This is a genomic window from Pseudomonas sp. LBUM1640, assembly GCF_059716225.1.
Map to the genome: position 1 here is coordinate 5,281,506 of NZ_CP166816.1, position 25,094 is coordinate 5,306,599.

24 protein-coding genes are annotated in these 25,094 nt (G+C 60.6%); 3 read left to right on the forward strand and 21 right to left on the reverse strand.

What is annotated here, in order from left to right; all coding sequences use genetic code 11:
- Nucleotides 1-11: 11 nt before the first annotated feature.
- The 15 genes from ACA065_RS23255 to ACA065_RS23325 form a co-directional block, all read right to left on the reverse strand.
- A complete protein-coding gene (locus tag ACA065_RS23255) occupies nt 12-617 on the reverse strand; it encodes a DUF4823 domain-containing protein (RefSeq protein WP_122720832.1) in 606 nt (201 codons plus the stop codon).
- Nucleotides 618-858: 241 nt separating this feature from the next.
- Nucleotides 859-1,827 (reverse strand): GTP 3',8-cyclase MoaA, encoded by a 969-nt coding sequence (locus tag ACA065_RS23260; RefSeq protein ID WP_159959073.1) that lies wholly within the window; start codon nt 1,825-1,827, stop codon nt 859-861.
- A gap of 139 nt (nt 1,828-1,966) precedes the next feature.
- Nucleotides 1,967-2,635 (reverse strand): TetR/AcrR family transcriptional regulator, encoded by a 669-nt coding sequence (locus ACA065_RS23265; protein ID WP_497691694.1) that lies wholly within the window; start codon nt 2,633-2,635, stop codon nt 1,967-1,969.
- 445 nt (nt 2,636-3,080) lie between these two features.
- On the reverse strand, nt 3,081-3,866 hold the full coding sequence (locus ACA065_RS23270) for a TatD family hydrolase (protein WP_497691695.1): 786 nt from the start codon (nt 3,864-3,866) through the stop codon (nt 3,081-3,083).
- Between the two features lie 77 nt (nt 3,867-3,943).
- On the reverse strand, nt 3,944-4,933 hold the full coding sequence (locus tag ACA065_RS23275; RefSeq protein WP_497691696.1) for a DNA polymerase III subunit delta': 990 nt from the start codon (nt 4,931-4,933) through the stop codon (nt 3,944-3,946).
- Nucleotides 4,926-5,558, reverse strand: a complete 633-nt coding sequence (tmk, locus tag ACA065_RS23280; RefSeq protein ID WP_497691697.1) for a dTMP kinase — start codon at nt 5,556-5,558, stop codon at nt 4,926-4,928. Before tmk ends, ACA065_RS23275 begins: the two co-directional genes overlap by 8 nt.
- 19 nt (nt 5,559-5,577) lie before the next feature.
- Nucleotides 5,578-6,723 (reverse strand): endolytic transglycosylase MltG, encoded by a 1,146-nt coding sequence (gene mltG / locus ACA065_RS23285; protein WP_497691698.1) that lies wholly within the window; start codon nt 6,721-6,723, stop codon nt 5,578-5,580.
- A 1-nt stretch (nt 6,724) separates the two neighbouring features.
- Entirely contained in the window at nt 6,725-7,540 is an 816-nt protein-coding gene (gene pabC / locus ACA065_RS23290) for an aminodeoxychorismate lyase (protein WP_497695409.1), read from the reverse strand.
- Complete coding sequence (fabF, locus tag ACA065_RS23295) at nt 7,540-8,784, reverse strand: beta-ketoacyl-ACP synthase II (RefSeq protein ID WP_497691699.1); 1,245 nt, start codon at nt 8,782-8,784, stop codon at nt 7,540-7,542. Before fabF ends, pabC begins: the two co-directional genes overlap by 1 nt.
- A 127-nt stretch (nt 8,785-8,911) precedes the next feature.
- The gene (gene acpP / locus ACA065_RS23300) at nt 8,912-9,148 is read right to left on the reverse strand and encodes an acyl carrier protein (RefSeq protein ID WP_004371293.1); all 237 of its coding nucleotides are present in this window, start codon (nt 9,146-9,148) and stop codon (nt 8,912-8,914) included.
- Between the two features lie 191 nt (nt 9,149-9,339).
- On the reverse strand, nt 9,340-10,083 hold the full coding sequence (gene fabG, locus ACA065_RS23305) for a 3-oxoacyl-ACP reductase FabG (protein WP_497691700.1): 744 nt from the start codon (nt 10,081-10,083) through the stop codon (nt 9,340-9,342).
- Between the two features lie 30 nt (nt 10,084-10,113).
- On the reverse strand, nt 10,114-11,052 hold the full coding sequence (gene fabD, locus ACA065_RS23310) for an ACP S-malonyltransferase (protein ID WP_497691701.1): 939 nt from the start codon (nt 11,050-11,052) through the stop codon (nt 10,114-10,116).
- 143 nt (nt 11,053-11,195) lie between these two features.
- Nucleotides 11,196-12,206: a phosphate acyltransferase PlsX gene (gene plsX / locus ACA065_RS23315; RefSeq protein ID WP_497691702.1), complete on the reverse strand. Its 1,011-nt coding sequence runs from the start codon at nt 12,204-12,206 to the stop codon at nt 11,196-11,198.
- 4 nt (nt 12,207-12,210) lie between these two features.
- On the reverse strand, nt 12,211-12,393 hold the full coding sequence (rpmF, locus tag ACA065_RS23320; RefSeq protein ID WP_008152339.1) for a 50S ribosomal protein L32: 183 nt from the start codon (nt 12,391-12,393) through the stop codon (nt 12,211-12,213).
- 13 nt (nt 12,394-12,406) lie between these two features.
- Nucleotides 12,407-12,937, reverse strand: coding sequence for a YceD family protein (locus ACA065_RS23325; RefSeq protein ID WP_497691703.1), 531 nt, complete (start codon nt 12,935-12,937; stop codon nt 12,407-12,409).
- A gap of 105 nt (nt 12,938-13,042) precedes the next feature.
- Between ACA065_RS23325 and ACA065_RS23330 the strand changes: the two genes are divergently transcribed.
- A complete protein-coding gene (locus ACA065_RS23330) occupies nt 13,043-13,621 on the forward strand; it encodes a Maf family protein (RefSeq protein ID WP_497691704.1) in 579 nt (192 codons plus the stop codon).
- Nucleotides 13,622-13,754: 133 nt separating this feature from the next.
- Here ACA065_RS23330 and ACA065_RS23335 read toward each other — a convergent pair whose 3' ends face one another.
- Genes ACA065_RS23335 through rluC form a run of 3 tightly spaced genes read right to left on the reverse strand, consistent with a single transcriptional unit; the run spans nt 13,755 to nt 16,368 of the window.
- Nucleotides 13,755-14,738 (reverse strand): S49 family peptidase, encoded by a 984-nt coding sequence (locus ACA065_RS23335; protein WP_497691705.1) that lies wholly within the window; start codon nt 14,736-14,738, stop codon nt 13,755-13,757.
- 21 nt (nt 14,739-14,759) lie between these two features.
- Nucleotides 14,760-15,422: an HAD-IA family hydrolase gene (locus ACA065_RS23340; protein ID WP_497691706.1), complete on the reverse strand. Its 663-nt coding sequence runs from the start codon at nt 15,420-15,422 to the stop codon at nt 14,760-14,762.
- Nucleotides 15,409-16,368 carry a 23S rRNA pseudouridine(955/2504/2580) synthase RluC gene (rluC, locus tag ACA065_RS23345; protein WP_071483181.1) on the reverse strand — a complete coding sequence of 320 codons (960 nt, stop codon included), beginning with the start codon at nt 16,366-16,368 and terminating at the stop codon, nt 15,409-15,411. The genes ACA065_RS23340 and rluC overlap by 14 nt, the downstream gene beginning before the upstream one ends.
- A 758-nt stretch (nt 16,369-17,126) precedes the next feature.
- Here rluC and rne point away from each other — a divergent pair.
- Entirely contained in the window at nt 17,127-20,330 is a 3,204-nt protein-coding gene (gene rne, locus ACA065_RS23350) for a ribonuclease E (RefSeq protein ID WP_497691707.1), read from the forward strand.
- Between the two features lie 176 nt (nt 20,331-20,506).
- Here rne and ACA065_RS23355 read toward each other — a convergent pair whose 3' ends face one another.
- The 3 genes from ACA065_RS23355 to ACA065_RS23365 all read right to left on the reverse strand — a co-directional run bounded on the left by ACA065_RS23355 (nt 20,507) and on the right by ACA065_RS23365 (nt 23,651).
- Entirely contained in the window at nt 20,507-21,097 is a 591-nt protein-coding gene (locus ACA065_RS23355) for a nucleotidyltransferase family protein (protein WP_497691708.1), read from the reverse strand.
- The gene (locus ACA065_RS23360) at nt 21,094-22,080 is read right to left on the reverse strand and encodes an XdhC family protein (RefSeq protein WP_497691709.1); all 987 of its coding nucleotides are present in this window, start codon (nt 22,078-22,080) and stop codon (nt 21,094-21,096) included. Before ACA065_RS23360 ends, ACA065_RS23355 begins: the two co-directional genes overlap by 4 nt.
- 239 nt (nt 22,081-22,319) lie before the next feature.
- Nucleotides 22,320-23,651 (reverse strand): dicarboxylate/amino acid:cation symporter, encoded by a 1,332-nt coding sequence (locus ACA065_RS23365; protein WP_497691710.1) that lies wholly within the window; start codon nt 23,649-23,651, stop codon nt 22,320-22,322.
- 339 nt (nt 23,652-23,990) lie between these two features.
- Between ACA065_RS23365 and ACA065_RS23370 the strand changes: the two genes are divergently transcribed.
- On the forward strand, nt 23,991-24,989 hold the full coding sequence (locus ACA065_RS23370; RefSeq protein WP_497691711.1) for an AraC family transcriptional regulator: 999 nt from the start codon (nt 23,991-23,993) through the stop codon (nt 24,987-24,989).
- Nucleotides 24,990-25,094: the final 105 nt, after the last annotated feature.

Genomic DNA, 25,094 nt, shown 5'->3' on the forward strand with positions numbered 1-25,094 from the left:
TCTCCTGTTTTTTACTGATCGCTCATGCCCAGCAGGCCTCGTGCATATTGCGCCAGAGGGCGGGCAATCAGATCTTGGGGCCTATTGTCGTGGAACGTCAGTAAACCGCCACGACTGCGAATACGTGCAGTATCAATCAAATACTGGGTGCTGGTCTCGATCAACATGATCTGGATGACGCCGCTGTCCAGACCCACACGGTCAAGGGCCTGCTGATCAGTCCACTCATCGGCGTTGCCAATCCGGTCATCGGCTGCCGCAAAACGGCAGTACAGCAGGTAATGCGCCCCGGCCGCACGGGCTTCGGACATCGCCTGTTCCAGGCCTTCCGGCTGACGTGCGCGCCGCACCATGGGGAAATATTCGACGAAACCGTTGAAGGCTTCCTCAGCCACCACGTTTGGTCGCGGGTACGCGCTGCCGGGCGGCACAAAGGCGCCCTGGGCGATGAACACAAAGGAGTCCGGCTGTATGCGAACCGAGGCGGTACGGCGGGTATCGCTGTGGTCCAGCAACCCGGCGTCGCTCATCTGATAACGGGTGCCTTCGGCCATATCGCTGACGGTCATGCAACCACTCAGCGTCAACGACGCCAGCAACAAAACCAGACTACGCATCCTAATCCTCCAGAAGCCGGTGACGGAAAACCGGCGAATGGGCACGTGATGCAGAATCCGCGCCATTCGGCAGCGCTGCAAATAAAATGTGGGAGGCACTTGTGTGGGAGCCGGGCTTGCCCGCGATGCAGGCGCCTCGGTGTGTCAGTGACACCGAGCTGATGCTATCGCAGCGGTGCGACGATTCGACAAGCCAGCTCCCACACAAGCCCGCTCCCACAGGGTTGTGCGCCAGCTTGGGCTAACCGCCGATGATCTTCATGATGGTGGCACCGCCGGAGAAAGCCACTTCCTGTTTGTCACCCAACGCCTTCATCAACAGCCCTTGCAACGCCGGTAACGCTTGGTGGCGCGGCTGGTCGAGCAGGTCGCCGACATAGTGACGGTTACTCGACGACAAGCAGCCATGCAACCAACCGGTCGACGACAAGCGTAGCCGCGAGCAGGTACGGCAGAACGGCACGCTTTCGTTGGCAATCACGCCGAAGAAGCCTTTGCCCGGTACTTCGTAGCGCACCGCGGTTGCGTCCACGGGGGCATTGGCTTGCAGGTACTCGTGATGCTCGCCAATCAGGCTCAGCAGCTGCTGCAGGCTGACGAATTGTTGCAGGAAGGCGTTGGAGTCCTTGGCCAGATGGCCCATGCGCATCAGTTCGATGAAGCGCAGCTCATAGCCACGCTCCAGGCAGTAATCGAGCAGCGGCATTACCTGATCGAGGTTTTGCCCGCGCAACGGCACCATGTTGACCTTGATCTTGATCCCGGCGGCGCGGGCCTGGTCCATGCCATCGAGCACGGTGGCCAGGTCACCGCCACGGGCAATACTGCGGAAGGCGTCGGCGTCCAGGGTGTCGAGAGAGACGTTGATGCGACGAATGCCGGCATCCACCAGCAATGGCAGTTTGCGCGCCAACAGTTGGCCGTTAGTGGTCAGGCTGATATCACTGAGGCCCATGCCGCCCACTGCGCCCATGAAGGCTTCCAGCTTAGGGCTCACCAGCGGCTCGCCGCCCGTGATGCGCAGGCGCTCGATGCCCGCCGCTTCGATCAGATACGCCACGCCACGGGCCATGGCCTCGGCCGAGAGTTCGTCCTGGGCAGCCACCAGCCGCTTGCCGTTAGGCACGCAGTAGGTACACGCGTAATTGCAGGCTGAGGTCAGGCTGATCCGCAAATTGCGAAACCGCCTGCCTTGACGATCAACGATCATGGATCACTCCGGCAGAAGATGATTCGGGCGCGCTAAAAACTGACTTATAAATCAGCTTTTAGCAAGGTCCTTGCCTGAGTATATTCCTGGGGTACTGCAACTGGCAGTAAATCATTGCGCCATCACTGTCGGGAATAGCTTAAGTAGCGGGGGTTTCACCGCTCTTCGGCTCAGCGCTGGGCAGTTCGGTGCTGTGCTTGCGCTTGTTGCCCATGCGCACGCCGATGTCCATCAGAAACTGGAAGAAACCTTCCTGATCTTCCAGCACATTGCTCCAGAACGGCGAGTGGTACAGCGCCACGGCGCCGTGCACCAAGGCCCAGGCGGCGCAGTAGTGGAAATACGGCGGCACGTCTTCAAGCTTGCCTTCGCTGATGCGGCCCTTGATCAGCAAGGTCAGGCGTTCGAAGTTCGAGGCGCGGATCTTGTGCAGTTCCTCGACCATTTCCGGCACTTGATGGCCCTTGACCACCTTCTCTTCCAGGCGGTCGAACAGCCGGTAGCGCTGCGGGTCACGCATGCGGAACTCGAAGTAGGCCCGGGACAAGGCTTCCTTGTCCTTGTCGACATCGGCCGAATGCAGCAGCTCGTTCAAGTCGCGCTCGTAGTCGAGCATCAGGCGCAGGTAGATCTCGGCCTTGGATTTGAAGTGCTTGTAGATCGTGCCTTTACCGATACCCACGGCATCCGCAATCATCTCGACGGTGACGCTGTCTTCACCTTGTTCGAGGAACAGCTTGAGTGCGGTGTCGAGAATTTCCTGTTCACGGCGGCGAAACTCACGGACCTTACGGGGTTCTTTTTGCATGGGGGAGAGGTCTGCAGAGGTCAATATGGGAGGGTTGCGCAGGGCCATTGATACGTGGCGATACGATTTACCCAGTGCGAGGGATTATCCCGACTGAACAGTCGTTGGGCAACGCCTATGTGAACCCGTTATGCACTTAACTTTCAGCGCGCCAACGTTTTCGCCCTTCTCAGTCAGAAACAATACGCACAAATGACACCCGTGCACCTGCACAATGAGAACTCAAGCGAAGCGCGCGTATTCCAAATCTGTTTAAAAAACGATCAGATGCGACTGGACTGAATGGGATACTGATCAATACTTGAACTGTCGACGTGGCATCTCCCCCAAGTGACGCGTCGACCTGGGTACCGACGGACTGTGTGCCCTTGTTTTACTCCTAATGGTCTTAGCCCGGATTCACCCCCCCAGAACCCGGGTTTTTTTTGCCTGCGATTTGGCCGTGTCAGCCCGCCACGTGAGCCTGCGGGAACAGGCGCTTGAAGTTGTCGGTGGTCTGCTCGGCAAAGCGCTCGTACGACTCCCCCCGCAGCATCGCCAGGTAATCCGCCACGTCACGTACATATTCCGGCAAGTTCGGCTTGCCGCGATGGGGAATGGGCGCCAGGTACGGCGAATCGGTTTCCACCAACAGACGATCAGCCGGCACTTGGCGCGCCACGTCGCGCAGCGCATCGGCGTTGCGGAAGGTGACGATACCCGACAGGGAAATGTAGAAACCCAGGTCCAGGGCCGCCTTGGCCATGTCCCAGTCTTCGGTAAAGCAGTGCAGCACACCGGCCTGGGGCAACGCCGCCTCACGCAGCAGGGTCAGGGTGTCGGCGCGGGCGCCACGGGTGTGGACGATCACCGGTTTGCCGGTTTGCTGGGCGGCTTGCAGGTGCAGGCGGAAAGAAGCCTGCTGCAATTCGGCGGCTTCGGGCTCGTAGTGGTAATCCAGGCCGGTTTCGCCAATCGCCACCACACGTGGATGGTTGAGTTCACCCAGCAGCCAATCGAGGGCGGGGGCTTCACCGGGTTTGAGGTCCAGCGGGTGGATACCGACCGAGCAATCGACATCGGCATACCGCTCAGCCAGCGCCTTGACGTCGGCGGCGTTCTCGGCGCTCACGCCGATGCACAGGAAGTGCCCTACCCCACGCTGGCGCGCCGCTTGGAGGGCGGCGTCGAGCGAGCCGCCATGCTGGGCAAGGTCGAGGCGATCAAGGTGGCAATGGGAATCTACGAGCATAGGAATTTACAACTTAGTCCGGTAAAGATGAGCTACGCAAAGTGTCTGGCCAACGATACACCCGTCGACCACGGAAATTAACGCCGGCCGAGCAAGCCGACCCACTGCACCAGCAATGCTTCGAGCAACAGCACGCGGTTGAGGTTGGCTTTGCCAAGGACTTTTTGGCGCTGGGCCAGAATCCAGTCCTGGATGTTCAGCACCTTGTCCTGTGCACTCTTCTGCGCGAGGTACTGCACCACCTTGCGCATGTCCGGCAAGCCCAGGCCATGTTCATCCTGGGTCAACTGGTAGCGCAGGATCAGGCTCGACCAATCGCAAAACCAGTCGAACAGCAGCAACAACGGAATATCCTTCCAGGCGCCTTCAGCCAGTTGGGTCGCGGACTGCTCTTGCTTGAGCAGCTTTTTCACGCCATCCACCACCAGTGCGCGTTGCTCGCGCACGCCTTGGGCGTGCAGCTTCACCGCCGCCAGGGGTGAACCGGCCGCCAGGGTGAGCAGTTCGACCCGCTCGTCTTCGGCACAATCCGGTAGCGCCTGCGCCAGCCACTGCAAGCTCATGGCCTCGCTCGGCAACGGGCAGGCCTGCTGCACGCAGCGGCTGCGAATGGTCGGCAACAAGCGGCTGGACTGGTGGCTCACCAGCAACAGCACCGTATCGCCCGACGGTTCTTCCAGGCTCTTGAGCAAGGCGTTGGCGGCGTTGATGTTCATCGCCTCCACCGGCTCGATCAGCACCACCTTGCGCCCACCCATTTGCGCGGTCTGCACCACGAAGCTGACGAGGTCACGCACCTGGTCGACCTTGATCGCCTTGTCGGCTTCCTCGGGCTCCAGCAGGTAGTTGTCGGGGTGGCTGCCGGCCTTGAGCAGCAGGCAGGATTTGCACGCACCGCAGGCTTCCAGATTGACCGGGCGCTGGCACAGCAGGCTGGCCATCAAGCGCTCGGCCAAGGCACGCTTGCCGATACCCGCAGGCCCATGCAGCAGATAGGCGTGGGCGTGCTGAGCACGGCCGGCCAATTGCTGCCACAGGCTGTCTTGCCACGGATAGGCTTCAGCCACGGGCACGCTCCAGGAGGTTGGGCAACAGGGCGTCGATGGCCTGCTGTACCTGTGCCAGCGGCTGGGCCGCGTCCAACAGGTGATAACGCGCAGGCTCTGCCTTGGCGCGCGCGAGGAACGCACTGCGCACGGCGTCGAAGAAGGTCCGGCCTTCAAGCTCGAAGCGGTCAAGGCGACCGCGAGCACTGGCGCGCGCCATGCCCACTTCCACCGGCAGGTCGAACAACAACGTCAAGTCAGGGCGCAAATCGCCCTGGACGAAGGTTTCCAAGGTAGCGATGCGCGCCAGGGACAAACCCCGGCCACCGCCCTGATACGCGTAGGTCGAATCGGTAAAACGGTCGCAAATCACCACGGCGCCACGTGCCAGTGCCGGGCGAATCACTTCGGCCAGGTGCTGGGCGCGGGCGGCAAACACCAGCAGCAGCTCGGTGTCCGGGTTCATCTGTTCTTCACCCGGGGCCAGCAGCACGTCACGAATGCGTTCGGCCAGCGGCGTGCCACCGGGCTCACGGGTCAACACCACTTCGATGCCTTCGACGCGCAAGCGCTCGGCCAGGTAATCGCGGTTGGTGCTTTTGCCGGCGCCTTCCGGGCCTTCCAGGGTAATAAACAAGCCAGTCACAGGCAGTCCTTAGTCAGAGTCATTGCGAGCTTTGCGGTGAGGCGGTATCCGGCGCAGGCTCGACGGGCTTTTCAACCGGCGCTTCGGTCGGCGCATCGACAGAGGGCGCCGCCTCTTCCAGCGGCTTCACCGCCGGCGCCGGGCTGGAGCGGTAATCGGCACGGCGCTTGAGCTGAAACTCGCGCACGGCGGCATTATGCGCATCCAGGTCATCGGAGAAAATATGGCTGCCATCGCCACGGGCAACGAAATACAGGCTGCTGCCCGGCACCGGGTTCAACGCGGCATGGATCGCCTCGCGGCCGACCATGGCAATCGGCGTCGGGGGCAGGCCGGCGATCATGTAGGTGTTGTAAGGGTTGGCTTCCTTGAGGTGCGCACGGGTCAACTTGCCGTTGTAGCGCTCGCCTAAACCGTAGATCACCGTCGGGTCGGTCTGCAGCAGCATGCCGATCTTCATGCGCCGCACGAACACGCCGGCGATTTGCCCGCGCTCTTGCGGCACGCCGGTCTCCTTCTCTACCAGAGAAGCCATGATCAGCGCTTGGTAAGGGTCGGTGTAGGGCGCATCGGCAGCACGCTTGCTCCACTCCTGGGCGAGCACATCATCCAGGCGGTTGTAGGCTTTTTTCAGGAATTCGACGTCGGTCATGCCACGCACGAAGCGGTAGGTATCCGGGAAGAACCGCCCTTCGGGGAACACACCGGGGTGACCGAGCTTGTCCATCACGTCACTGTCGCTCAGGCCCGACAGGGTCTGCACGATCTTTTCATGCTTGGCCAGGGCCGAACGCACCTGACGGAAGTTCCAGCCTTCCACCAGCGTCAGGCTGTATTGCACCACTTCGCCGCGTTGCCACAGGCCGATCAAGCCTTCGGCGGTGAGGCCTGGGGTCATGCGGTATTCACCACTGTGCAACGGCTGGCCGTCGAGGTTGAAGCGCCAGTACAGGCGCAACCAGAAGGCGCCATCGAGCACGCCTTCGTTTTCCAGGCGATTGAAAGTGCCCGTCGGGGTCGACCCGGCAGGCACATCCAGCAATTGTTCCTGGGTCAGATTCAGGGGCTGCTTCAGCGCAGAGTCGAGCTTCCAGGCCGAGAAGCCCAGCAGCAAGCCTGCCGAGACCAGGCCGATCTGCAGCAGTAAAACCAGTTTTCGTATCAACTCAAATATCCAATAGCGCGCGAACAATGCCCTGCAGTTTACGGGTGAGTGGCCCAACCGACCAGCTCATCGCAGCGCAACCACGCACCGGCCAAATGCCATAGACGCTGTTGCACACAAAGACTTCGTCGGCCTGCTGTAATTGCTCAAGGCTGATGTCGGCCACGGCCAGCGGGATGCCCAGCACTTGCGCCTGTTCCAGAAGCTCGGCGCGCATGACCCCGGCAACCCCGCAACGATTCAGATCAGCGGTCAGTAACATGCCGTTGCGCACCAGGAACAGGTTGCTGAACACGCCCTCGATGACGCGACCGGACATATCCAGCATCAATCCTTCGGCATGCTCGGCGTCCTGCCACTCAGCACGGGCGATGACTTGTTCCAGGCGGTTAAGGTGCTTGAGACCGGCGAGCAACGGCTGCTCGGCCAAGCGGGTGGCGCACGGAAACAGGCGGATGCCGTCGGTTCCATGCGCGGGAGGATAAGTAGCGGGCGGATTGCCCTGCAAGATACGGCGCACCGGGGCGCCTGGGTTGATGCCATAACCGCGCAGGCTGTCGCCGCGGGTGAGGATCAACTTGAGAACACCGTCACCCAGGGCGGCGGCATAAGCCAGCACTTCGTTGCGGATCAGCGTATGATCCGCCACCAAGGCAAGGCGCCCGCAACCCTCATCAAGGCGTTGCAGGTGGCGGTCGAGCAGCACAGGCCGCCCGGCCTTGACGGCGATGGTTTCAAACAACCCATCGCCATACGCCAGGCCGCGATCTTTCAGGGGCACGCTGCCCGCTGGCTGACCGTCGACCCAGCTGTGCATCATTCAGCGAACCGGCGGAACACCAGCGAGCCGTTGGTGCCACCAAACCCGAACGAGTTGGAGATCACCACGTCGATCGGCATCGGCTGCGCTTCGTGAGGCACGAAGTTCAGGTCGCAGCCTTCGTCCGGCTCATCGAGGTTGATGGTCGGCGGAGCGACCTGATCCTTGATGGCCATCACACTGAAGATCGCCTCGACCGCGCCCGCCGCACCCAACAGGTGGCCGGTCATGGACTTGGTGGAGCTGACCGCCAGCTTGTAGGCGTGCTCGCCGAACACCGACTTGATCGCTTCGGCTTCCGCCAAATCGCCGGTCGGGGTCGAGGTGCCGTGGGCGTTGATGTACTGCACCTGGTCGGCGTTGACCTTGGCATCACGCAACGCGTTGGTGATGCAACGTGCAGCACCGGCACCGTCGGACGGCGGCGAAGTCATGTGGTAGGCGTCACCGCTCATGCCAAAGCCAATCAGCTCGGCGTAGATGGTGGCACCGCGCGCCTTGGCGTGTTCCAACTCTTCCAGCACCAGGGCACCGGCGCCGTCGGACAGCACAAAACCGTCACGGCCCTTGTCCCACGGACGGCTGGCGCGCGTCGGCTCATCATTGCGGGTCGACAGCGCACGGGACGCGCCGAAGCCGCCCATGCCCAGGCCACAGGCGGCCATTTCGGCGCCACCGGCGATCATCACGTCAGCTTCGTCATAGGCGATGTTGCGTGCCGCCATGCCGATGCAGTGAGTGCCTGTGGTGCATGCCGTAGCAATGGCGTAGTTAGGCCCCTGTGCACCCAAGTGGATGGACAGAAAACCGGAAATCATATTGATGATCGAGCCCGGTACGAAGAACGGTGAAATTCGACGGGGGCCGGAATCGTGCAGCGTGCGGCTGGTTTCTTCGATATTGGTCAAACCGCCAATACCCGAACCCATGGCCACGCCGATGCGTTCACGGTTGGCGTCGGTGACTTCCAGGCCGGCATTACGCACCGCCTGAAAACCGGCTGCCAGGCCGTATTGAATGAACAGGTCGAGTTTGCGGGACTCTTTGATCGAGAGATATTCCTCGACATTAAAACCCTTTACCGAGCCGCCAAAACGGGTGGAATAGGCAGAAAGGTCCGTGTGTTCGATCAGACCAATACCACTGTGGCCAGCCAGAATGCCCTGCCAACTGCTTGGCACATCCGTGCCCAGTGGCGACAACATACCCATACCGGTGACTACGACGCGTCTACGCGACACAGCACTCTCCTTTTTCTAATGACGACACTTCGCTTGCACGCTCAATTTTCATCTGAGCTAAAGAAAAAACCGCACGCCGTTACAGCAGTGCGGTTTTTCCCTAACAGCAAGCGACGACTACAAACTATTACGCCTGGTGGCTAGTAACGTAGTCGATAGCAGCTTGAACAGTAGTGATTTTTTCAGCTTCTTCGTCCGGGATTTCGGTCTCGAATTCCTCTTCCAGAGCCATCACCAGCTCAACGGTGTCAAGGGAATCGGCACCCAGGTCTTCTACGAAGGAAGCGCTGTTGGTCACTTCTTCTTCTTTAACGCCCAGTTGCTCGGCGACGATTTTCTTGACGCGTTCTTCGATGGTGCTCATACCTTGTTTAACTCCTAATGGACAAATTCAGGCAGCTGGCCAGTGGGTAAGTGTATAGAAAGCCATTTCAGCTTTTCAACTGAAAGCTTCACCCTGTACCCGGTCGGCCACCTGCCTATAAATTAAGTTGCAGCTTTATAACGGATTTTAGACAGCTCGTATGACATTTTTTTGAAGCGATCCGTCACAATTTAACTCATGTACATCCCGCCGTTCACCGGGATTGTAGCCCCAGTCACGTATGCCGCACCGTCCGATGCCAGGAAAGTGACCACATTCGCGATCTCTTGAGCCTGGCCCAGACGGCCCAGCGGAATCTGCGTCAGCAAGGCTTCACGCTGTGCTTCGGGCAGTTCGCGGGTCATATCGGTGTCGATGAACCCTGGGGCCACCGAGTTGACCGTAATCGACCGCGAGCCGACTTCACGGGCCAATGCACGGCTGAAACCTTCCAGACCGGCTTTGGCCGCGGCGTAGTTTACTTGGCCTGCGTTGCCCATGGCACCCACTACGGAGCCAATATTGATAATTCGACCCCAACGCGCCTTGGTCATGCCGCGCAAAACACCCTTGGACAGGCGAAACAGACTGTTCAAGTTGGTATCGACCACGTCGTACCACTCGTCGTCTTTCATGCGCATCATCAGGTTATCGCGAGTAATACCGGCGTTGTTCACCAGAATAGCCGGTGCGCCGAACTGTGCAGTGATTTCAGCCAGGACAGCGGCAACCGACTCGTCACTGGTCACGTTCAGCTCAAGGCCGGTGCCTTGAACGCCGTTTTCCTTCAAGGTGGCGGCGATACGCTCGGCACCCGAGGCGGACGTGGCGGTGCCGATGACGATGGCGCCCTGACGACCCAGTTCCAGGGCGATCGCCTGGCCAATGCCACGGCTTGCGCCGGTAACCAGTGCAACTTTACCTTGCAGACTCATGCAGGCTTCTCCTAATTCAGGGTTCAGAGTTCAGGCCAGTGCCGCGCGAGCGGCAGCGAAGGCATCCGGGGTATTCAGGTTGGCTGTCGACACGCCATCGGCGCAGCGCTTGTTCAGGCCGGCCAGGACTTTGCCCGGGCCACACTCGACAAGCGTGGTGGCGCCATTGGCGGCCAGGGTCTGCACCGATTCAACCCAGCGCACAGGCTTGTAGAGCTGCTCCAGCAGGTCGCGCTTGAGGGTGTCGAGATCAGCAGCGATGCCCGCGCTGACGTTCTGCACCAGCGGGATCTGCGGCGCCTGCCACTGGATGGCGGCGATGGACTCGGCAAATCGCTCGGCGGCCGGGCGCATCAGCTCACAGTGGGATGGCACGCTAACCGGCAATGGCAGGGCGCGCTTGGCACCACGGGCCTTGCAGCCTTCGATGGCACGCTCAACCGCCGCCTTGGCACCGGCGATCACCACCTGGCCTGGGGAGTTGAAGTTCACTGCGCTGACCACTTCGCCTTGAGCCGCTTCGGCGCAGGCTTCGATCACCACAGCATCGTCCAGGCCCAGGATAGCGGCCATGCCGCCCTGCCCGGCCGGAACGGCTTCCTGCATCAGTTGGCCACGACGCTCGACCAGCTTGACCGCTTCACCGAGGGTCAGGCTGCCCGCAGCCACCAAGGCGCTGTATTCGCCCAGGCTGTGACCGGCCACGTAAGCCGGGCGCGCGCCGCCTTCGGCCAGCCACAAGCGCCACAGGGCGATCGAAGCGGTCAGGATGGCAGGCTGGGTTTTATCAGTTTGATTGAGCTGCTCTTCCGGCCCCTGCTGGGTCAGCGCCCACAGGTCGTAACCCAGGGCATCGGAAGCTTCCTTGAAGGTTTCCAGGATCAGCGGATGTTGCGCGCCCAGCTCGGCCAACATGCCGAGGGACTGCGAACCCTGCCCTGGAAAGACGAATGCGAGGGATGTAGACATGTAACAAGCCCCTAATGATCTGGTCGTCAAAATAAACGCCCCCGATTTTGAGATGAACCCAAGGGTGGGAGCGCACGAAACTGACAGATTGGATGGTCAATTGAACTGGCCGGTCACATTTAAGCACTCCCGGGCCGATTCGCCTAAGGCAACAGATCCTCAAGACGGCCGCGCAGGCGTTGCGGGAGGTTTTCCTGGATCTCGATCAGCGCCCGCGCAATCGCACTTTGAAAGCCTTGCACGCCCGCCGAACCATGGCTTTTCACCACAATGCCCTGCAACCCCAAAAAGCTCGCCCCGTTGTGCCGCGCCGGCGCCAGGTCAGCCTGCAAGCGACGCATCAACGGCAGCGCCAAGGCGCCGACCATGCGTGAGGCCAGGTTCTGCTTGAACAAAGCCTCGATACGCGCGGCGATCATGGTCGCCAGGCCTTCGCTGGACTTGAGCAGGATATTGCCGACAAACCCGTCACACACCACCACATCGGCTTCGCCCCGGTACACACCGTCGCCTTCGACAAAGCCGATGTAGTTCAGGCCCCGCGCACCTTGCAATAACGTGGCGGCGAGCTTGACCTGTTGGTTGCCCTTGATGTCTTCGGTGCCGATATTCAGCAACGCCACCCGCGGGCGGGTCACGCCCAATGCCTCAGCGGCCACCGAGCCCATCACGGCGAACTGGAACAGGTGCTCGGCACTGCAATCGACGTTCGCGCCCAGGTCCAGCAGCTGGCAATAGCCTTTCTGCGTGGGGATTGCCGCGACCATCGCCGGCCGGTCAATCCCGGGCAGCGTCTTGAGCACATGCCGCGACAACGCCATCAGGGCCCCGGTATTGCCAGCACTGACACAGGCTTGCACCTTGCCATCGCGCAACAATTCAAGGGCCACCCGCATTGACGAGTCGGGCTTGCCACGCAGGGCTGCCGCCGGCTTGTCATCCATGCTGATGGTTTCGCTGGCTGGCGTAATCGTCAGGCGCGCGCGATCCACCGCCGGATGGCTGGCAATCAGTTCTTCAAGAAGGGTGGGTTGACCGACGAGGGTCAGGTGCAGCGAGGGCGTTGCAGACAGGCTGGCAATGCAGGCCTGAACAATGCTGCGGGGACCGAAGTCCCCGCCCATTGCGTCAATCGCGATGACTTGAGCAGACAAGTGATTACTCGTCAGCGCCCTTGTCGATCACTTTACGACCACGGTATACACCTTCTGGCGATACGTGGTGACGCAGGTGAATTTCACCGGTGGTTTTTTCTACAGACAGAGTGCTTGCCGTCAGGGCATCGTGCGAACGACGCATGTCACGGGCAGAGCGGGATTTTTTGTTCTGCTGAACAGCCATAATTGATTAACTCCTAAACGTTTGGGTCACGCTTTAACTGCGCCAATACACTGAACGGGTTGGACCGCGTTACCTCGTCCTCGCTCGGCTCGGCCTCGTCATCGAGACCCTCCGGCTGCTGGCATTCTTCCGGATGATGAGCAGGCACAATGGGCAAGGCGAGCAGAAGCTCTTCCTCGATCAGTGCATGCAGATCCAAAGGATCTTCGCCCAGTTCCAGCACGTCATAACCTTTCGGCAACGACTGGGTATTCGCACCCTCTTTCATCACAGCGTAACTGCATTCGCTGTGAATCGGCAGGGTGACCAGCTCAAGACAACGCTGGCAAACCATTTTGACTTCGGTGTCGATAAAACTGTGAATTACCACAGATTTACGTTCATCTCGTTCAAAAACGAATTTCGCCTGCACCGTACCGACAGTGTCGGAAAGCGGGTCGCAGAGTCTCTCCAAATCGGCCAGCAGCAATTCACCTTGAAGGGTGGTGCCACGATCTGCCAATTTGCGCGGGTCAACGTGAGGTGGAATCGGGTCATTCAACATAGGCGCAGCATTATAGGGATGCACCCAGCCATGTCAAAGGAAATTCAGCCCTGTGCGTCAGCGGGTCGCCTCGCTAGAATCTCCAACTGCCTTAAGGAGACGCCCATGCTGCCTTTATTACTCGCATCCAGCTCGGTTTATCGCCGGGAATTGCTGAGCCGCCTGCACCTGCCATTCATCTGCAGCTCGCCGGACATCGACGAAAGCCATCGCGAAAATGAATCCGCCATCGAGCTGGTCAAACGCCTGGCTGAAGAGAAAGCCCGCGCCCTCGCCGGCAGCCATCCAGGGCACCTGATCATCGGCTCGGACCAGGTGGCCGCACTGGACGGGCGAATCATCGGCAAACCCCACACCTTCGAAAATGCCCGCGAACAATTGCTGGCGGCCAGCGGCAAGCGCGTGAGCTTCCTCACCGGTCTGGCACTACTTAACAGCGAGACCGGGCACTGCCAGGTCGACTGCGTGCCGTTTACCGTGCAGATGCGCGTATTGGACGTGGAGCGCATCGAGCGCTACCTGCGTATCGAGCAGCCGTACGACTGCGCCGGCAGCTTCAAGGCCGAAGGCCTGGGTGTGAGCCTGTTTCAGACCACTGAAGGGCCGGACGCCACTAGCCTGATAGGCTTACCGCTGATTCGCTTGGTGGACATGCTGCTGGCTGAAGGCGTGCAAATCCCTTAGGCCCACCACAAAACCAAATGTGGGAGCGGGCTTGCTCGCGAAGGCGGCGTATCAGTCAATACATCTGTAACTGATCCACCGTATTCGCGAGCAAGCCCGCTCCCACATTTTGATTTACGACAAAATTGAAATCTCAGCGCAAGGTCGGGCCTTGGAAACCCATATACAGCGCCAGCTTTTCAGCCACGCTGGCGCCGAGCTTCTTGGAGAAACGATCAAACGGCGATTCCTCAACCGTGAAGTCCACCAGCTCCTTCTCGCCAATCACATCCCGCGCCACCGAACTGGCACTGCCCAACCCATCGATCAAGCCCAGCGGCAACGCCTGCTCACCCGACCACACCAGCCCGGAGAACAACTCCGGATGGTCTTTATCTTTCAGACGATCGCCACGCCCCTGCTTTACGCTGGCAATGAACTGACGGTGGGTGGTGTCGAGCACGCCCTGCCAGAATTGGGTTTCATCGGCCTTTTGCGGCTGGAACGGGTCCAGGAACGACTTGTGCTCACCCGAGGTGTAGGTGCGACGCTCCACACCGAGCTTTTCCATGGTGCCGACAAAGCCGTAGCCCGCCGCTGTCACACCAATGGAGCCAACCAGGCTGGCCTTGTCGGCGTAGATCTGGTCCGCGGCGCTGGCAATGTAGTAGGCACCCGAGGCGCCCAGATCAGAGATCACTGCGTACAGCTTGGTATCGGGGTGCAGTGCGCGCAGGCGGCGAATCTCGTCATACACATAGCCCGACTGCACCGGGCTGCCGCCCGGGCTGTTGATACGCAGAATCACAGCCTTGACCTTGGGGTCGTCAAACGCGGCCCGCAGGCTGCTGACGATATTGTCGGCACTGGCGGACTCCTTGTCGGCAATCACCCCACGCACTTCGATCAACGCAGTGTAATGGCTGCCACGGGTGGCGCTTTTCTCCATGTCCATCAGCGGGCTGAACAGCGCCAGCATGCCGAGCAGGTAAACAAAGGTCAGCAGCTTGAAGAAAATCCCCCAACGCCGCGAACGGCGCTGCTCCTGGACGCCAGCCAGGAGCGTTTTCTCCAGCAGCTTCCAGCTTTTATCATCACCACTCTCGGCCTTTTCGGGCGCTTTCCACTCATCACTCATGCCATCAACCCCAGCAAAGACTTATTGGGCCCGGCTGAGCCAGGCCTGCAGTTCAGAAAAATGATCAATCGTCAGCCGCGGTTCGTATTGCTGCAAAGCCTCGGCAGCCTGCGCGCCGTAGCTGACCGCCACACTGTCCATGCCTGCGTTGCGCGCCATCATCAGGTCGAAGGACGCGTCGCCCACCATCAAGGCCTGGCGCGGCGCTACGCCGCAATGCGCCAGGATCTGCTCCAGCATCAGAGGATGGGGTTTGCTGGCGGTTTCATCTGCGGCGCGAGTGATGTCGAAATAGTCTTCAAAGCCATGCGCCTTGAGCACCCGATCAAGCCCGCGACGCGCCTTGCCGGTGGCCACGGCCAGGTGATAGCCCTCGGCGCGCAACGCTTGCAGCGACTGCACTACACCGTCGAACAACGGCGAAGGCGTGGCCTCCAGCGCAATATAGTGATCAGCGTAATGGTCGCGGAAGGTCACCAGCTCAGCGTCGCTGATTTGGGGGTACAAGGTACGGATCGCCTCAGGCAAACCCAGGCCGATAATGCCTTTTACCGCCAGATCAGTGCACAACTCGAAGCCCGAGCGGGTCGAGGCTGCGTGCATTGAATCGACGATCCGACCAATGGAATTACACAGGGTGCCGTCCCAGTCAAAAATCAGCAGCTTGTAATCAAGGTGCGACACTCAAACGCTCCACGGTCTTGGCCCACATCTCATCGACCGGCGCCTGCAGCTTCAACTCGCCACCATCGGGCAACGGCACCGTGAGCATGTAGGCGTGCAGGAACAGGCGCTTACCGCCCAGGTCGCGAATTTCCTTGGAGAAATCCTCGTCACCGTACTTGGTGTCGCCGGCAATGCAGTGGCCTGCGTGCAGGGTGTGCACACGAATCTGGTGGGTACGCCCGGTCACCGGCTTAGCCTCGACCATGGTCGCGAAGTCGCCGAAGCGGCGCAGCACCTTGAACAGGGTCAGGGCTTCTTTGCCCTCCTCGTCCACCTCGACCATGCGCTCGCCGGAGCGCAGGTTGCTCTTCTGCAACGGCGCACGAACACTCTTGATGGAACTGGCCCAGTTGCCGCGCACCAGCGCCATGTAGCGCTTGTCGACACCATCGCCACGCAGGGCGGTGTGCAGGTGGCGCAACATGCTGCGTTTTTTGGCGATCATCAACAGGCCGGACGTGTCGCGGTCCAGGCGGTGGACCAGCTCCAGCTCCTTGGCGTCCGGGCGCAACTGACGGAAGGCTTCGATCACGCCGAACGTCAGGCCGCTGCCGCCGTGCACCGCAATGCCGCAGGGCTTGTTGATCACGATCAGCTTGTTATCTTCGAAGACAATCGACGCCTCAAGCCGCTGCAGCAGGCCCTGAGCCAGCGGCACGGGCTCGTCACGTTCAGGCACACGCACCGGCGGCACACGGACGATATCGCCCGCCTGCAGCTTGTACTCGGGCTTGATGCGGCCCTTGTTCACGCGCACTTCGCCTTTACGCAAAATGCGGTAAATCAGGGTCTTGGGCACGCCTTTGAGCCTGGCCAGGAGAAAATTGTCGATGCGTTGGCCGGCATATTCCGGCGAGACCTCGAGCAGCTGGACGCTGGGGGTCTGGGGGGCGGTAGTCGTCATGCCGGCGATGATAACAATTTTTATGGAATTGAAGCACTTAATCATTGCTGCTATAGTCGCGAACGCCGCCAAAAGCGGCCTGGACAGAGGACTTGCGGCAAACTGCCGGCCCTGACCATCGCAATTCATCAGGACGCGAGGCCGTCCTACGGGGCTTTCGCCACCTTGGAAGGCTCGAGATTGTAACAAGCGCAGGTGACATGAGGCCTGAAGCGAGTGCAGAAAGCAGAGTGAATACTCGCATTCCGCGCCGATATTTACGGCCAGTTCACAAAGTGCAGTCAGTCTTGAGCCAGACCATGGCGAATGCTTCGGAAACAACGCCTGTTAAGAGCTGAGTGAGAGCGCAGTCGCCCACACCTAGTCTTGTTTAGCCATGAGCGTGGACTCCCCATTGGAGTACACGGTAAATGCCAACCCGCTGCGGATTCTGCGCGCGGCAGCACCCGAATTATCAGGGATACGTGTAGGGTGGAGATGCACAACCGTCGGACCGTGTAGCACTAGGCTTATATTTAGACGCTTCATCTCGTCCACAGTCGCCGGTTGATTCCTCCTCCTGACCTTAGCTTTTGTTGAAGTGGTGCCTTTGTCACCACCGCTAACAAGCAGGACGCGTCCGTCGCGATACCGGCCCAATTGGCTCGTTATTGCTGGACACTGGAGTGGCCAACCACTCTTGACGCACCTGACACCGACCGTGAGAAGTCGTGTGTGCCGAACGCCGTTTCCGGCAGCCCGGAAACCGACGGTACAACATGAAAAGAATGCTGATTAACGCAACTCAACCCGAAGAGTTGCGTGTTGCACTGGTAGATGGCCAACGCCTCTACGACCTGGACATCGAATCCGGTGCACGCGAGCAAAAGAAGGCCAATATCTATAAAGGCCGTATTACTCGCATCGAACCAAGCCTTGAGGCTGCCTTTGTCGATTTCGGCTCCGAGCGCCACGGCTTCCTGCCCCTCAAAGAAATCTCCCGCGAATACTTCAAGAAAGCCCCTGAAGGCCGCGTAAACATCAAGGACGTCCTGAGCGAAGGCCAGGAAGTCATCGTTCAGGTCGAAAAAGAAGAACGTGGTAACAAGGGCGCCGCCCTGACCACCTTCATCAGCCTGGCTGGCCGCTACCTGGTCCTGATGCCGAACAACCCGCGTGCCGGCGGTATCTCCCGTCGCATCGAAGGCGAAGAGCGCAACGAGCTGCGTGAAGCGCTGAACGGCTTGATCGCTCCTGCCGACATGGGCCTGATCGTGCGCACTGCAGGCCTTGGCCGCAGCAGCGAAGAAATGCAGTGGGACCTCGATTACCTGCTGCAACTGTGGACCGCTATCAAAGAAGCGTCCCTGGATCGTTCCGCGCCGTTCCTGATCTACCAGGAAAGCAACGTGATCATCCGCGCCATCCGCGATTACCTGCGCCAGGACATCGGCGAAGTGCTGATCGACAGCGTTGAAGCCCAGGACGAAGCCCTGACCTTTATCCGCCAGGTGATGCCGCAGTACGCCAGCAAGATCAAGCTGTACGAAGACAGCGTTCCGCTGTTCAACCGTTTCCAGATCGAAAGCCAGATCGAGACCGCCTTCCAGCGCGTGGTCGAACTGCCTTCCGGCGGCTCCATTGTGATCGACCCGACCGAAGCCCTGGTGTCCATCGACATCAACTCGGCGCGTGCGACCAAAGGCAGCGACATCGAAGAAACCGCCCTGCAGACCAACCTGGAAGCGGCTGAAGAAATCGCCCGCCAGCTGCGCCTGCGTGACATCGGCGGCCTGATCGTCATCGACTTCATCGACATGACCCCCGCCAAGAACCAGCGCGCCGTGGAAGAGAAAGTCCGCGAATGCCTGGAAGCTGACCGTGCCCGCGTCCAGGTCGGCCGCATCTCGCGCTTCGGCCTGCTGGAAATGTCCCGTCAGCGCCTGCGCCCATCACTGGGCGAAAGCAGCGGCATCGTCTGCCCGCGTTGCAACGGCACCGGCATCATCCGTGACGTTGAATCGCTGTCGCTGGCGATCCTGCGCCTGATCGAAGAAGAAGCTCTGAAAGACCGCACCGCCGAAGTCCGCGCGCAAGTGCCGATCCCGGTTGCAGCCTTCCTGCTCAACGAAAAACGCAACTCGATCACCAAGATCGAACTGCGCACCCGTGCCCGTATCGTCATCCTGCCGAACGATCACCTCGAAACGCCGCACTTCGAAGTGCAGCGCCTGCGTGATGACAGCCCGGAAGCGCACAGCGGCCAATCCAGCTACGAAATCGCGGCAGCCGCCGCTGAAGTGGAAGAAGTCCAGCCAGCCGCCGCGACCCGCACCCTGGTTCGCCAGGAAGCGGCCGTGAAGACTGCGCCTGCTCGCGCCAACGCACCGGTGCCTGCTGAAGTCGCTGCACCAGTTGCCGCACCGGTCGCCCTGCCTGAGCCAAGCCTGTTCAAAGGCCTGGTGAAGTCGCTGGTCAGCCTGTTCGCCACCAAAGAAGAGCCTGTTGCTCCGGTTGTGGTTGAAAAACCAGCCACCGAGCGCCCGGCGCGTAACGAAGAGCGTCGCAACGGTCGTCAGCAAAGCCGTAACCGCAACGGTCGCCGTGACGAAGAGCGCAAGCCTCGCGAAGAACGTGCGCCGCGTGAAGAACGCGCACCCCGTGAAGAGCGTGCACCGCGCGAAGCCCGCGAAGAAACCCCAGCCGTAGCCCGTGAAGAACGTGCACCGCGTGAAGAGCGCGCACCCCGCACCCCGCGCGCACCACGTGAAGACCGCAAGCCACGTGGCGAGCGTGAAGAACGTGTGCGTGAACTGCGTGAGCCGCTGGATGCCGCACCGGCCATTGCTGGCGACGCGACCAACGAAGAGCGCCCGGCTCGTCAGCCGCGTGAAGAGCGTGCCCCACGTGAAGAGCGCCAACCGCGCCCACCGCGTGAAGAGCGCCAACCACGCGCCGAGCAAGCCGCTGCCGCCAGCGAAGAAGAGGTACTGACCGGCGAAGAGCAACTGCAGGAAGACGGCCAGGACAACGCCGAAGGCGATCGTCCACGCCGCCGCTCCCGTGGCCAGCGTCGTCGCAGCAACCGTCGCGAGCGTCAACGTGATGCCAACGGCAATGTGATCGAAGGCTCGGAAGAGACCGGCGAAAACGCAGAAGCCACTACCACCGAACCGACTGGCGCCGAATTGGCTGCCGGCCTGGCGGTGACAGCCGCTGTTGCCAGCTCGGTCATCAGCGCACCTGCTGAAGCCCAGGCTCACGAGCAAGCTGAACGCGCTACGGCTGCTGTCGAAGAGACCGCTGTTGTAGAAGCACCCGTTGCCGAGACCCCAGTGGTTGAAGCGCCGGTTGTTGAAGCACCTGCCGTCGAAGCCACGACTCCAATCGAAGCCCCAGTGGTTCCGGAAGTGGAAGTGGCGCCGGTTCGTGAAGCCCAACCCGAAGTGGAAGTGGCTGCTGTAGAGCCTGCACCGGTGGTTGAGCCTCAGCCAGTGGTTGAAGCCGTGGTTGAAGCGCCGGTTGTCGAAGAAGCTGCCCCGGCAGTGCGTGAAGTTCGCGAAGAACAGACCGCCTTCCAATGGGCTGCCGAGCCTGCCGCCCCCGTTGAAGCGCCAGCGCCTGCCCCTGTGGTCGAAGAAGCGCCAGCACCGGTTGCTGAAGTGGCTGAAGCCGCTCCAGTTGTGATTGCCGAGCCTGCGCCAGTGGTTGAAGCGCCAGTGGTTGCCGAAGTCGCCGCCCCGGTGGTTGAAGCAGCCCCTGCCAGCGCCCTGACCGAAAACGGCCGCGCGCCGAACGACCCACGTGAAGTGCGTCGCCGTCGCAAGGAAGCTGAGGCAGCCGCCGCTGCAGCGGCTGCCGCACCGGCCGTCGTTGAAGCGCCAGCCCCGGTTACTGAAATCGCGGTTGAGCACGCTGCTGCTGAAGTATCGGTAGAGCACAAGGCCCTGGAAGCAGAGCACGAGCCTAAACCCCTCGTCTGATTCCATCCGCCACTAAAAAGCCCCGCCTGAGTGATCAGGCGGGGCTTTTTTATGGGCGATTGATTTGAGACGTGTGGAGATCAACTGTGGGAGCGGGCTTGCTCGCGAACGCGCAATGCCAGCCAATGAATCGGGTGACTGATCGACCGCGTTCGCGAGCAAGCCCGCTCCCACAATTAGTCCGTGCTGAAACTTAACCTCTGCGGCAGGTCCACATCCCAAAGCACACCGGGATCGCTAACCTGGACCTCGCTCACCGTCGCACAGGCAAATAACGGCTTGGCCCCGCGATCCCCCGTCAGCGCCATCAAGGACGACCCAAGCGCCCGGCCAAACGCCACCGGATGCCCGTAACCACCCGCCTGCACCGGCACGCTAATGCCATCTGCCGTCAGCGCGCCAACTACCCGTTCAATAGTCGACGATTGAATAAACGGCATATCCCCCAGCACCACCAACCAGCCATCAGACTCAGCACTGGCCGCGACTGCCGCCGCAATGCTGTCGCCCATCCCAGCGGAGTGCAGCAGCAACACCTCGCAACCGTAGGCCCGCGCCAGGCGAATCACTTCATGCCGATCCGGCCATGTCACCACCCAGCGCACAGCCACACACTCGGGCAAATTCACCAGAACCTGCTCGATCACCGGTCGCATCACCCCATCCAAGCCTACGCAGTCGGCCAACAACTTATCTTTATCGGCCCCCGCCGCAGCCCGAAAACGACTGCCCTGCCCGGCCGCCAACACAATCGCGGTAACCGTCATTGAGCCACTACCGGCAACGGCTTCTTTTGCACCGGTGCCACGCCATTTTTGATCGCGACGATTTCCGCCATCAACGACAGTGCGATCTCCGACGGCGTGTGGCTGCCGATATGCAAACCAATCGGCCCATGCAAACGCGCAATCGCCTGCGCCGACAAACCCAGCGCCGCCAGGTTTTCCCGACGCTTTTGGGTGTTGACCCGCGAACCGAGGGCACCGATGTAAAATGCGCTCGAGTTCAACGCTGTCAGCAGCGCCATGTCGTCCAGGCGCGGGTCGTGGGTCAGGCAGACGATGGCGGTGCGCTCATCGGTCTGGATATTCAGCACCGCCTCATCCGGCATGCCCGGCACAAAGCGGCCATGCTGCTCCTCCCAGCCATAGACGAATTCTTCGCGCGGGTCGCAGATCAGCACTTCGAAATCCAGCAACCGCGCCATCTCGGCCACGTAGCGCGACAACTGGCCCGCACCGATCAGCAACAAACGCCAACGGGGGCCATAGATGGCACGCAGGCGCTCGCCATCAAAGGTCACGACATCGGTCTTGCTCGCAACGCCCAGGCTCACGCTGCCAGTGGCCAGGTCCAGTTCTCGGGCGACAATTTCGTGCGCCTCACAACGTTCCAGCAATTGTGCGACCCAGTGCCAGTCACCTACCCGCTCTTCGGTCAGGCGCAACGTACCGCCGCACGGCAGGCCAAAACGCGCCGCTTCATCACGGGTGACGCCGTAGGTCACCAACTGCACCGGCGGGCCGTCATCCGGCAAGCGACCGTCCTGCAAGCGGGCAATCAAGTCATCCTCGATGCAGCCACCGGACACCGACCCAATCACCACGCCATCACCCCGCAAGGCCAACATCGCCCCAGGCGGACGCGGCGCACTGCCCCAGGTTTGAACCACACTGTAAAGCACCACTCGATGCCCGGCGCGGCGCCAATCGAGCACGCTGCGCAAGACATTCAGATCCACACTGTCCATCACAACTCCTGCACGCGATGCGGCGTAAATAACCGACTGAATAATGAGTTATAGAACGGGTAAGCCAACGCGAGTTTCATCTGCGCAGGTCACCCAGGTCGACTGATGAAGTGGTGACTGACTGTAAATCAAAAAATACCAAAAGTGACCCGCCAGAAACGCAAACGCCCCGAACAAGTCGGGGCGTTTGCAGTGCTTTAGGGGTTTATCACGCCCTGAGCATGGTTATTTCACTACAGTTACTTCACAACAGGAGCCGGGCCTTCAGCCACACCCAGGTCATCTTCTTCACGGGTGTCGGAGATACCGCGACCACCGGAAGCCAATTCTACCTGCAGCTTGTCTTCATCCAGTTCCTTGACCCACTTGGCCACAACCAGCGTGGCAACAGCGTTACCCACCAAGTTGGTCAGTGCGCGAGCTTCAGACATGAAGCGGTCGATACCCAGGATCAGCGCCAAGCCGGCAACCGGCAGGTGGCCAACGGCCGACAGGGTTGCAGCCAGAACGATGAAGCCCGAGCCGGTCACGCCTGCAGCGCCTTTGGAGGACAGCAGCAGCACCAGCAACAGGGTGATCTGGTGGGTGATGTCCATGTGGGTGTCAGTCGCCTGGGCGATGAACACGGCAGCCATGGTCAGGTAGATCGACGTACCGTCGAGGTTGAACGAGTAGCCGGTCGGGATTACCAGGCCAACTACGGATTTCTTCGCGCCCAGACGCTCCATCTTGATCAGCATGCGTGGCAGTGCGGATTCGGAGGAAGAAGTACCCAGTACGATCAGCAGCTCTTCACGGATGTAGCGGATCAGTTTGATCACACTGAACCCGTGAGCGCGGCAGATACCACCCAGCACCACCAGCACGAACAGCAGGCACGTGATATAGAAGCAGATCATCAACTGACCGAGCTGCACCAGCGAACCTACACCGTAGGCACCGATGGTGAACGCCATGGCGCCCAGGGCACCGATTGGCGCGAGCTTCATGATCATGTTGATGATGTTGAACATCACGTGGGCGAAGCGATCGATGAAGTCCAGCACCGGCTTGCCGTAGGCACCCAGGCGATGCAGGGCGAAACCGAAGATCACCGAGAACATCAGTACTTGCAGGATGTCGCCGGTAGCAAACGCACCGACGATGGTGTTCGGGATCACGTTAAGCAGGAAGCCAACGATGCTCTGGTCTGCACCGGCAGTCACGTAGGCCGCGACTTTCGAGGCGTCCAGGGTGGCGACGTCGATGTGCATGCCGGCGCCCGGTTGCACAACGTTCACCACGATCAGGCCGATCAGCAGGGCGACGGTGGAAACGATTTCGAAGTACAGCAGCGCGTAGCCGCCGGTTTTGCCGACCGATTTCATGCTTTGCATGCCAGCGATGCCGCTGACAACGGTGCAGAAGATGATCGGGGCGATGACCATTTTGATCAGCTTGATAAAGCCGTCACCCAGTGGCTTGAGGGCCACGCCGGTCTGCGGGTAGAAGTGACCGAGCAAAATACCGATAACGATTGCAACGATCACCTGGAAATACAGGGATTTGTAGATTGGCTGACGAGTCGTCATTGCAAAGTTCCTCAATCGCACCGTGTGGCAAATATCCGCCATTGCCCACGACACTTGAATTGCGAACCCTCCTGCACTGGAGGGATTTGTTGTTTGCGAGGTCTGTAGGAAACAACCTGCGCTGTAATACTTATCGCAAACGCCGTGCCACTTTGCTTGAAAACCCTGAAGGCCTTTAGACATCAGGGCTGAGGGGTTACATGGGCCCATCAGTGCAGCCAAGAAGGCGGCGGAAACCCGCCACCCGACCTGATCTCGTCCTACAATTTGGCGGATATCCGCCTTGCCGCCCTCCCGAGCGATGGCTACCATCCGCCACTCCATGGACGAGGCCCTCACATGCGTGAACGTACCATCGCCAGTCACTACGCTCGTGCCGCCCTCGGCGGTGCGCGCCGGGCGGGCTACGACTACTCGGGCCTGCTGCTGCAGGTGGGCATTACCCCGGAGTTACTCACCGAACCCCGCGCCCGCATCGCCCCCGAGCAATTTACCCGGCTGTTGCAAATGCTCTGGCTGGCGCTGGACGACGAATACCTGGGTTTTGCCGAAGGCCCGAGCAAGCGCGGCACCTTCGCCATGATGTGCCACGCGCTGATTCACTGCCGCACCCTGGAGAAGGCTCTGGAGCGCGGCTTATTATTTTATAGCCTATTCCCACAGGGTCCGCGCTGGCAGCTGACAAGAGAAGGCGACATGGCCCGCTTGAGCTTGGACGATTCGCAGCTGTGGGACCCGGATCACTTCCTCAGCGAATGCCTGCTGGTGATCTGGCATCGCCTGGGCAGTTGGTTGATTGGCCAGCGTATTCGGCTGCACCAGGCCACCTTCAGCTACCCGACGCCGGCCCATGCCGGCGAATATGACCTGCTCTTCCCCTGCCCCCAGGTATTCGGCGCGCCGCATAGCAGCCTGGTGTTTCCCGCGCGCTACCTGAGCCTGCCGTTGTTGCAGGACGAACGCACCCTTAAACACTTTCTCGAGCATTCCCCCGCCGACCTGCTGTCGCGGCCGGATGAAGGCGACAGCTTGAGCAGCCAGCTGCGCCGCTTACTCAGCCGCGACCGCACGCCCTGGCCAGACCTGGAAGCCGTTGCGCAGCACCTGCACATCAGCCCGCAAACCCTGCGCCGGCATTTACGTGAGGAAGGCACCAGTTTTCAAGCGCTCAAGGATGAGTTGCGGCGGGACATCGCCATCTACCATTTGGGGCGGGCGGATTTGTCCTTGCAGGAGATCGCCGAGCAATTGGGGTTTTCCGAACCGTCGGCGTTTCATCGGGCGTTCAAGAAGTGGACTGGGCTGACGCCGGGGGCGTATCGGGCCCAAGAGAGTTAGAGGTGTGTTGCCTGGCCGGGCCTCATCGCGGGCAAGCCCGCTCCCACATTTAACCGCGTTTATCCTGTAGGAATGCGGTCGAATGTGGGAGCGGGCTTGCTCGCG

What these genes read in the sequence shown, in the direction of transcription:
- ACA065_RS23255 (WP_122720832.1), bottom strand. Translation starts at nt 617, where the DNA reads ATGCGTAGTCTGGTTTTGTTGCTGGCGTCGTTGACGCTGAGTGGTTGC.
- ACA065_RS23260 (WP_159959073.1), bottom strand. Translation starts at nt 1,827, where the DNA reads ATGATCGTTGATCGTCAAGGCAGGCGGTTTCGCAATTTGCGGATCAGC.
- ACA065_RS23265 (WP_497691694.1), bottom strand. Translation starts at nt 2,635, where the DNA reads ATGCAAAAAGAACCCCGTAAGGTCCGTGAGTTTCGCCGCCGTGAACAG.
- ACA065_RS23270 (WP_497691695.1), bottom strand. Translation starts at nt 3,866, where the DNA reads ATGCTCGTAGATTCCCATTGCCACCTTGATCGCCTCGACCTTGCCCAG.
- pabC (WP_497695409.1), bottom strand. Translation starts at nt 7,540, where the DNA reads ATGCACAGCTGGGTCGACGGTCAGCCAGCGGGCAGCGTGCCCCTGAAA.
- acpP (WP_004371293.1), bottom strand. Translation starts at nt 9,148, where the DNA reads ATGAGCACCATCGAAGAACGCGTCAAGAAAATCGTCGCCGAGCAACTG.
- fabG (WP_497691700.1), bottom strand. Translation starts at nt 10,083, where the DNA reads ATGAGTCTGCAAGGTAAAGTTGCACTGGTTACCGGCGCAAGCCGTGGC.
- fabD (WP_497691701.1), bottom strand. Translation starts at nt 11,052, where the DNA reads ATGTCTACATCCCTCGCATTCGTCTTTCCAGGGCAGGGTTCGCAGTCC.
- rpmF (WP_008152339.1), bottom strand. Translation starts at nt 12,393, where the DNA reads ATGGCTGTTCAGCAGAACAAAAAATCCCGCTCTGCCCGTGACATGCGT.
- ACA065_RS23325 (WP_497691703.1), bottom strand. Translation starts at nt 12,937, where the DNA reads ATGTTGAATGACCCGATTCCACCTCACGTTGACCCGCGCAAATTGGCA.
- ACA065_RS23330 (WP_497691704.1), top strand. Translation starts at nt 13,043, where the DNA reads ATGCTGCCTTTATTACTCGCATCCAGCTCGGTTTATCGCCGGGAATTG.
- ACA065_RS23335 (WP_497691705.1), bottom strand. Translation starts at nt 14,738, where the DNA reads ATGAGTGATGAGTGGAAAGCGCCCGAAAAGGCCGAGAGTGGTGATGAT.
- rluC (WP_071483181.1), bottom strand. Translation starts at nt 16,368, where the DNA reads ATGACGACTACCGCCCCCCAGACCCCCAGCGTCCAGCTGCTCGAGGTC.
- rne (WP_497691707.1), top strand. Translation starts at nt 17,127, where the DNA reads ATGAAAAGAATGCTGATTAACGCAACTCAACCCGAAGAGTTGCGTGTT.
- ACA065_RS23355 (WP_497691708.1), bottom strand. Translation starts at nt 21,097, where the DNA reads ATGACGGTTACCGCGATTGTGTTGGCGGCCGGGCAGGGCAGTCGTTTT.
- ACA065_RS23360 (WP_497691709.1), bottom strand. Translation starts at nt 22,080, where the DNA reads ATGGACAGTGTGGATCTGAATGTCTTGCGCAGCGTGCTCGATTGGCGC.
- ACA065_RS23365 (WP_497691710.1), bottom strand. Translation starts at nt 23,651, where the DNA reads ATGACGACTCGTCAGCCAATCTACAAATCCCTGTATTTCCAGGTGATC.
- ACA065_RS23370 (WP_497691711.1), top strand. Translation starts at nt 23,991, where the DNA reads ATGCGTGAACGTACCATCGCCAGTCACTACGCTCGTGCCGCCCTCGGC.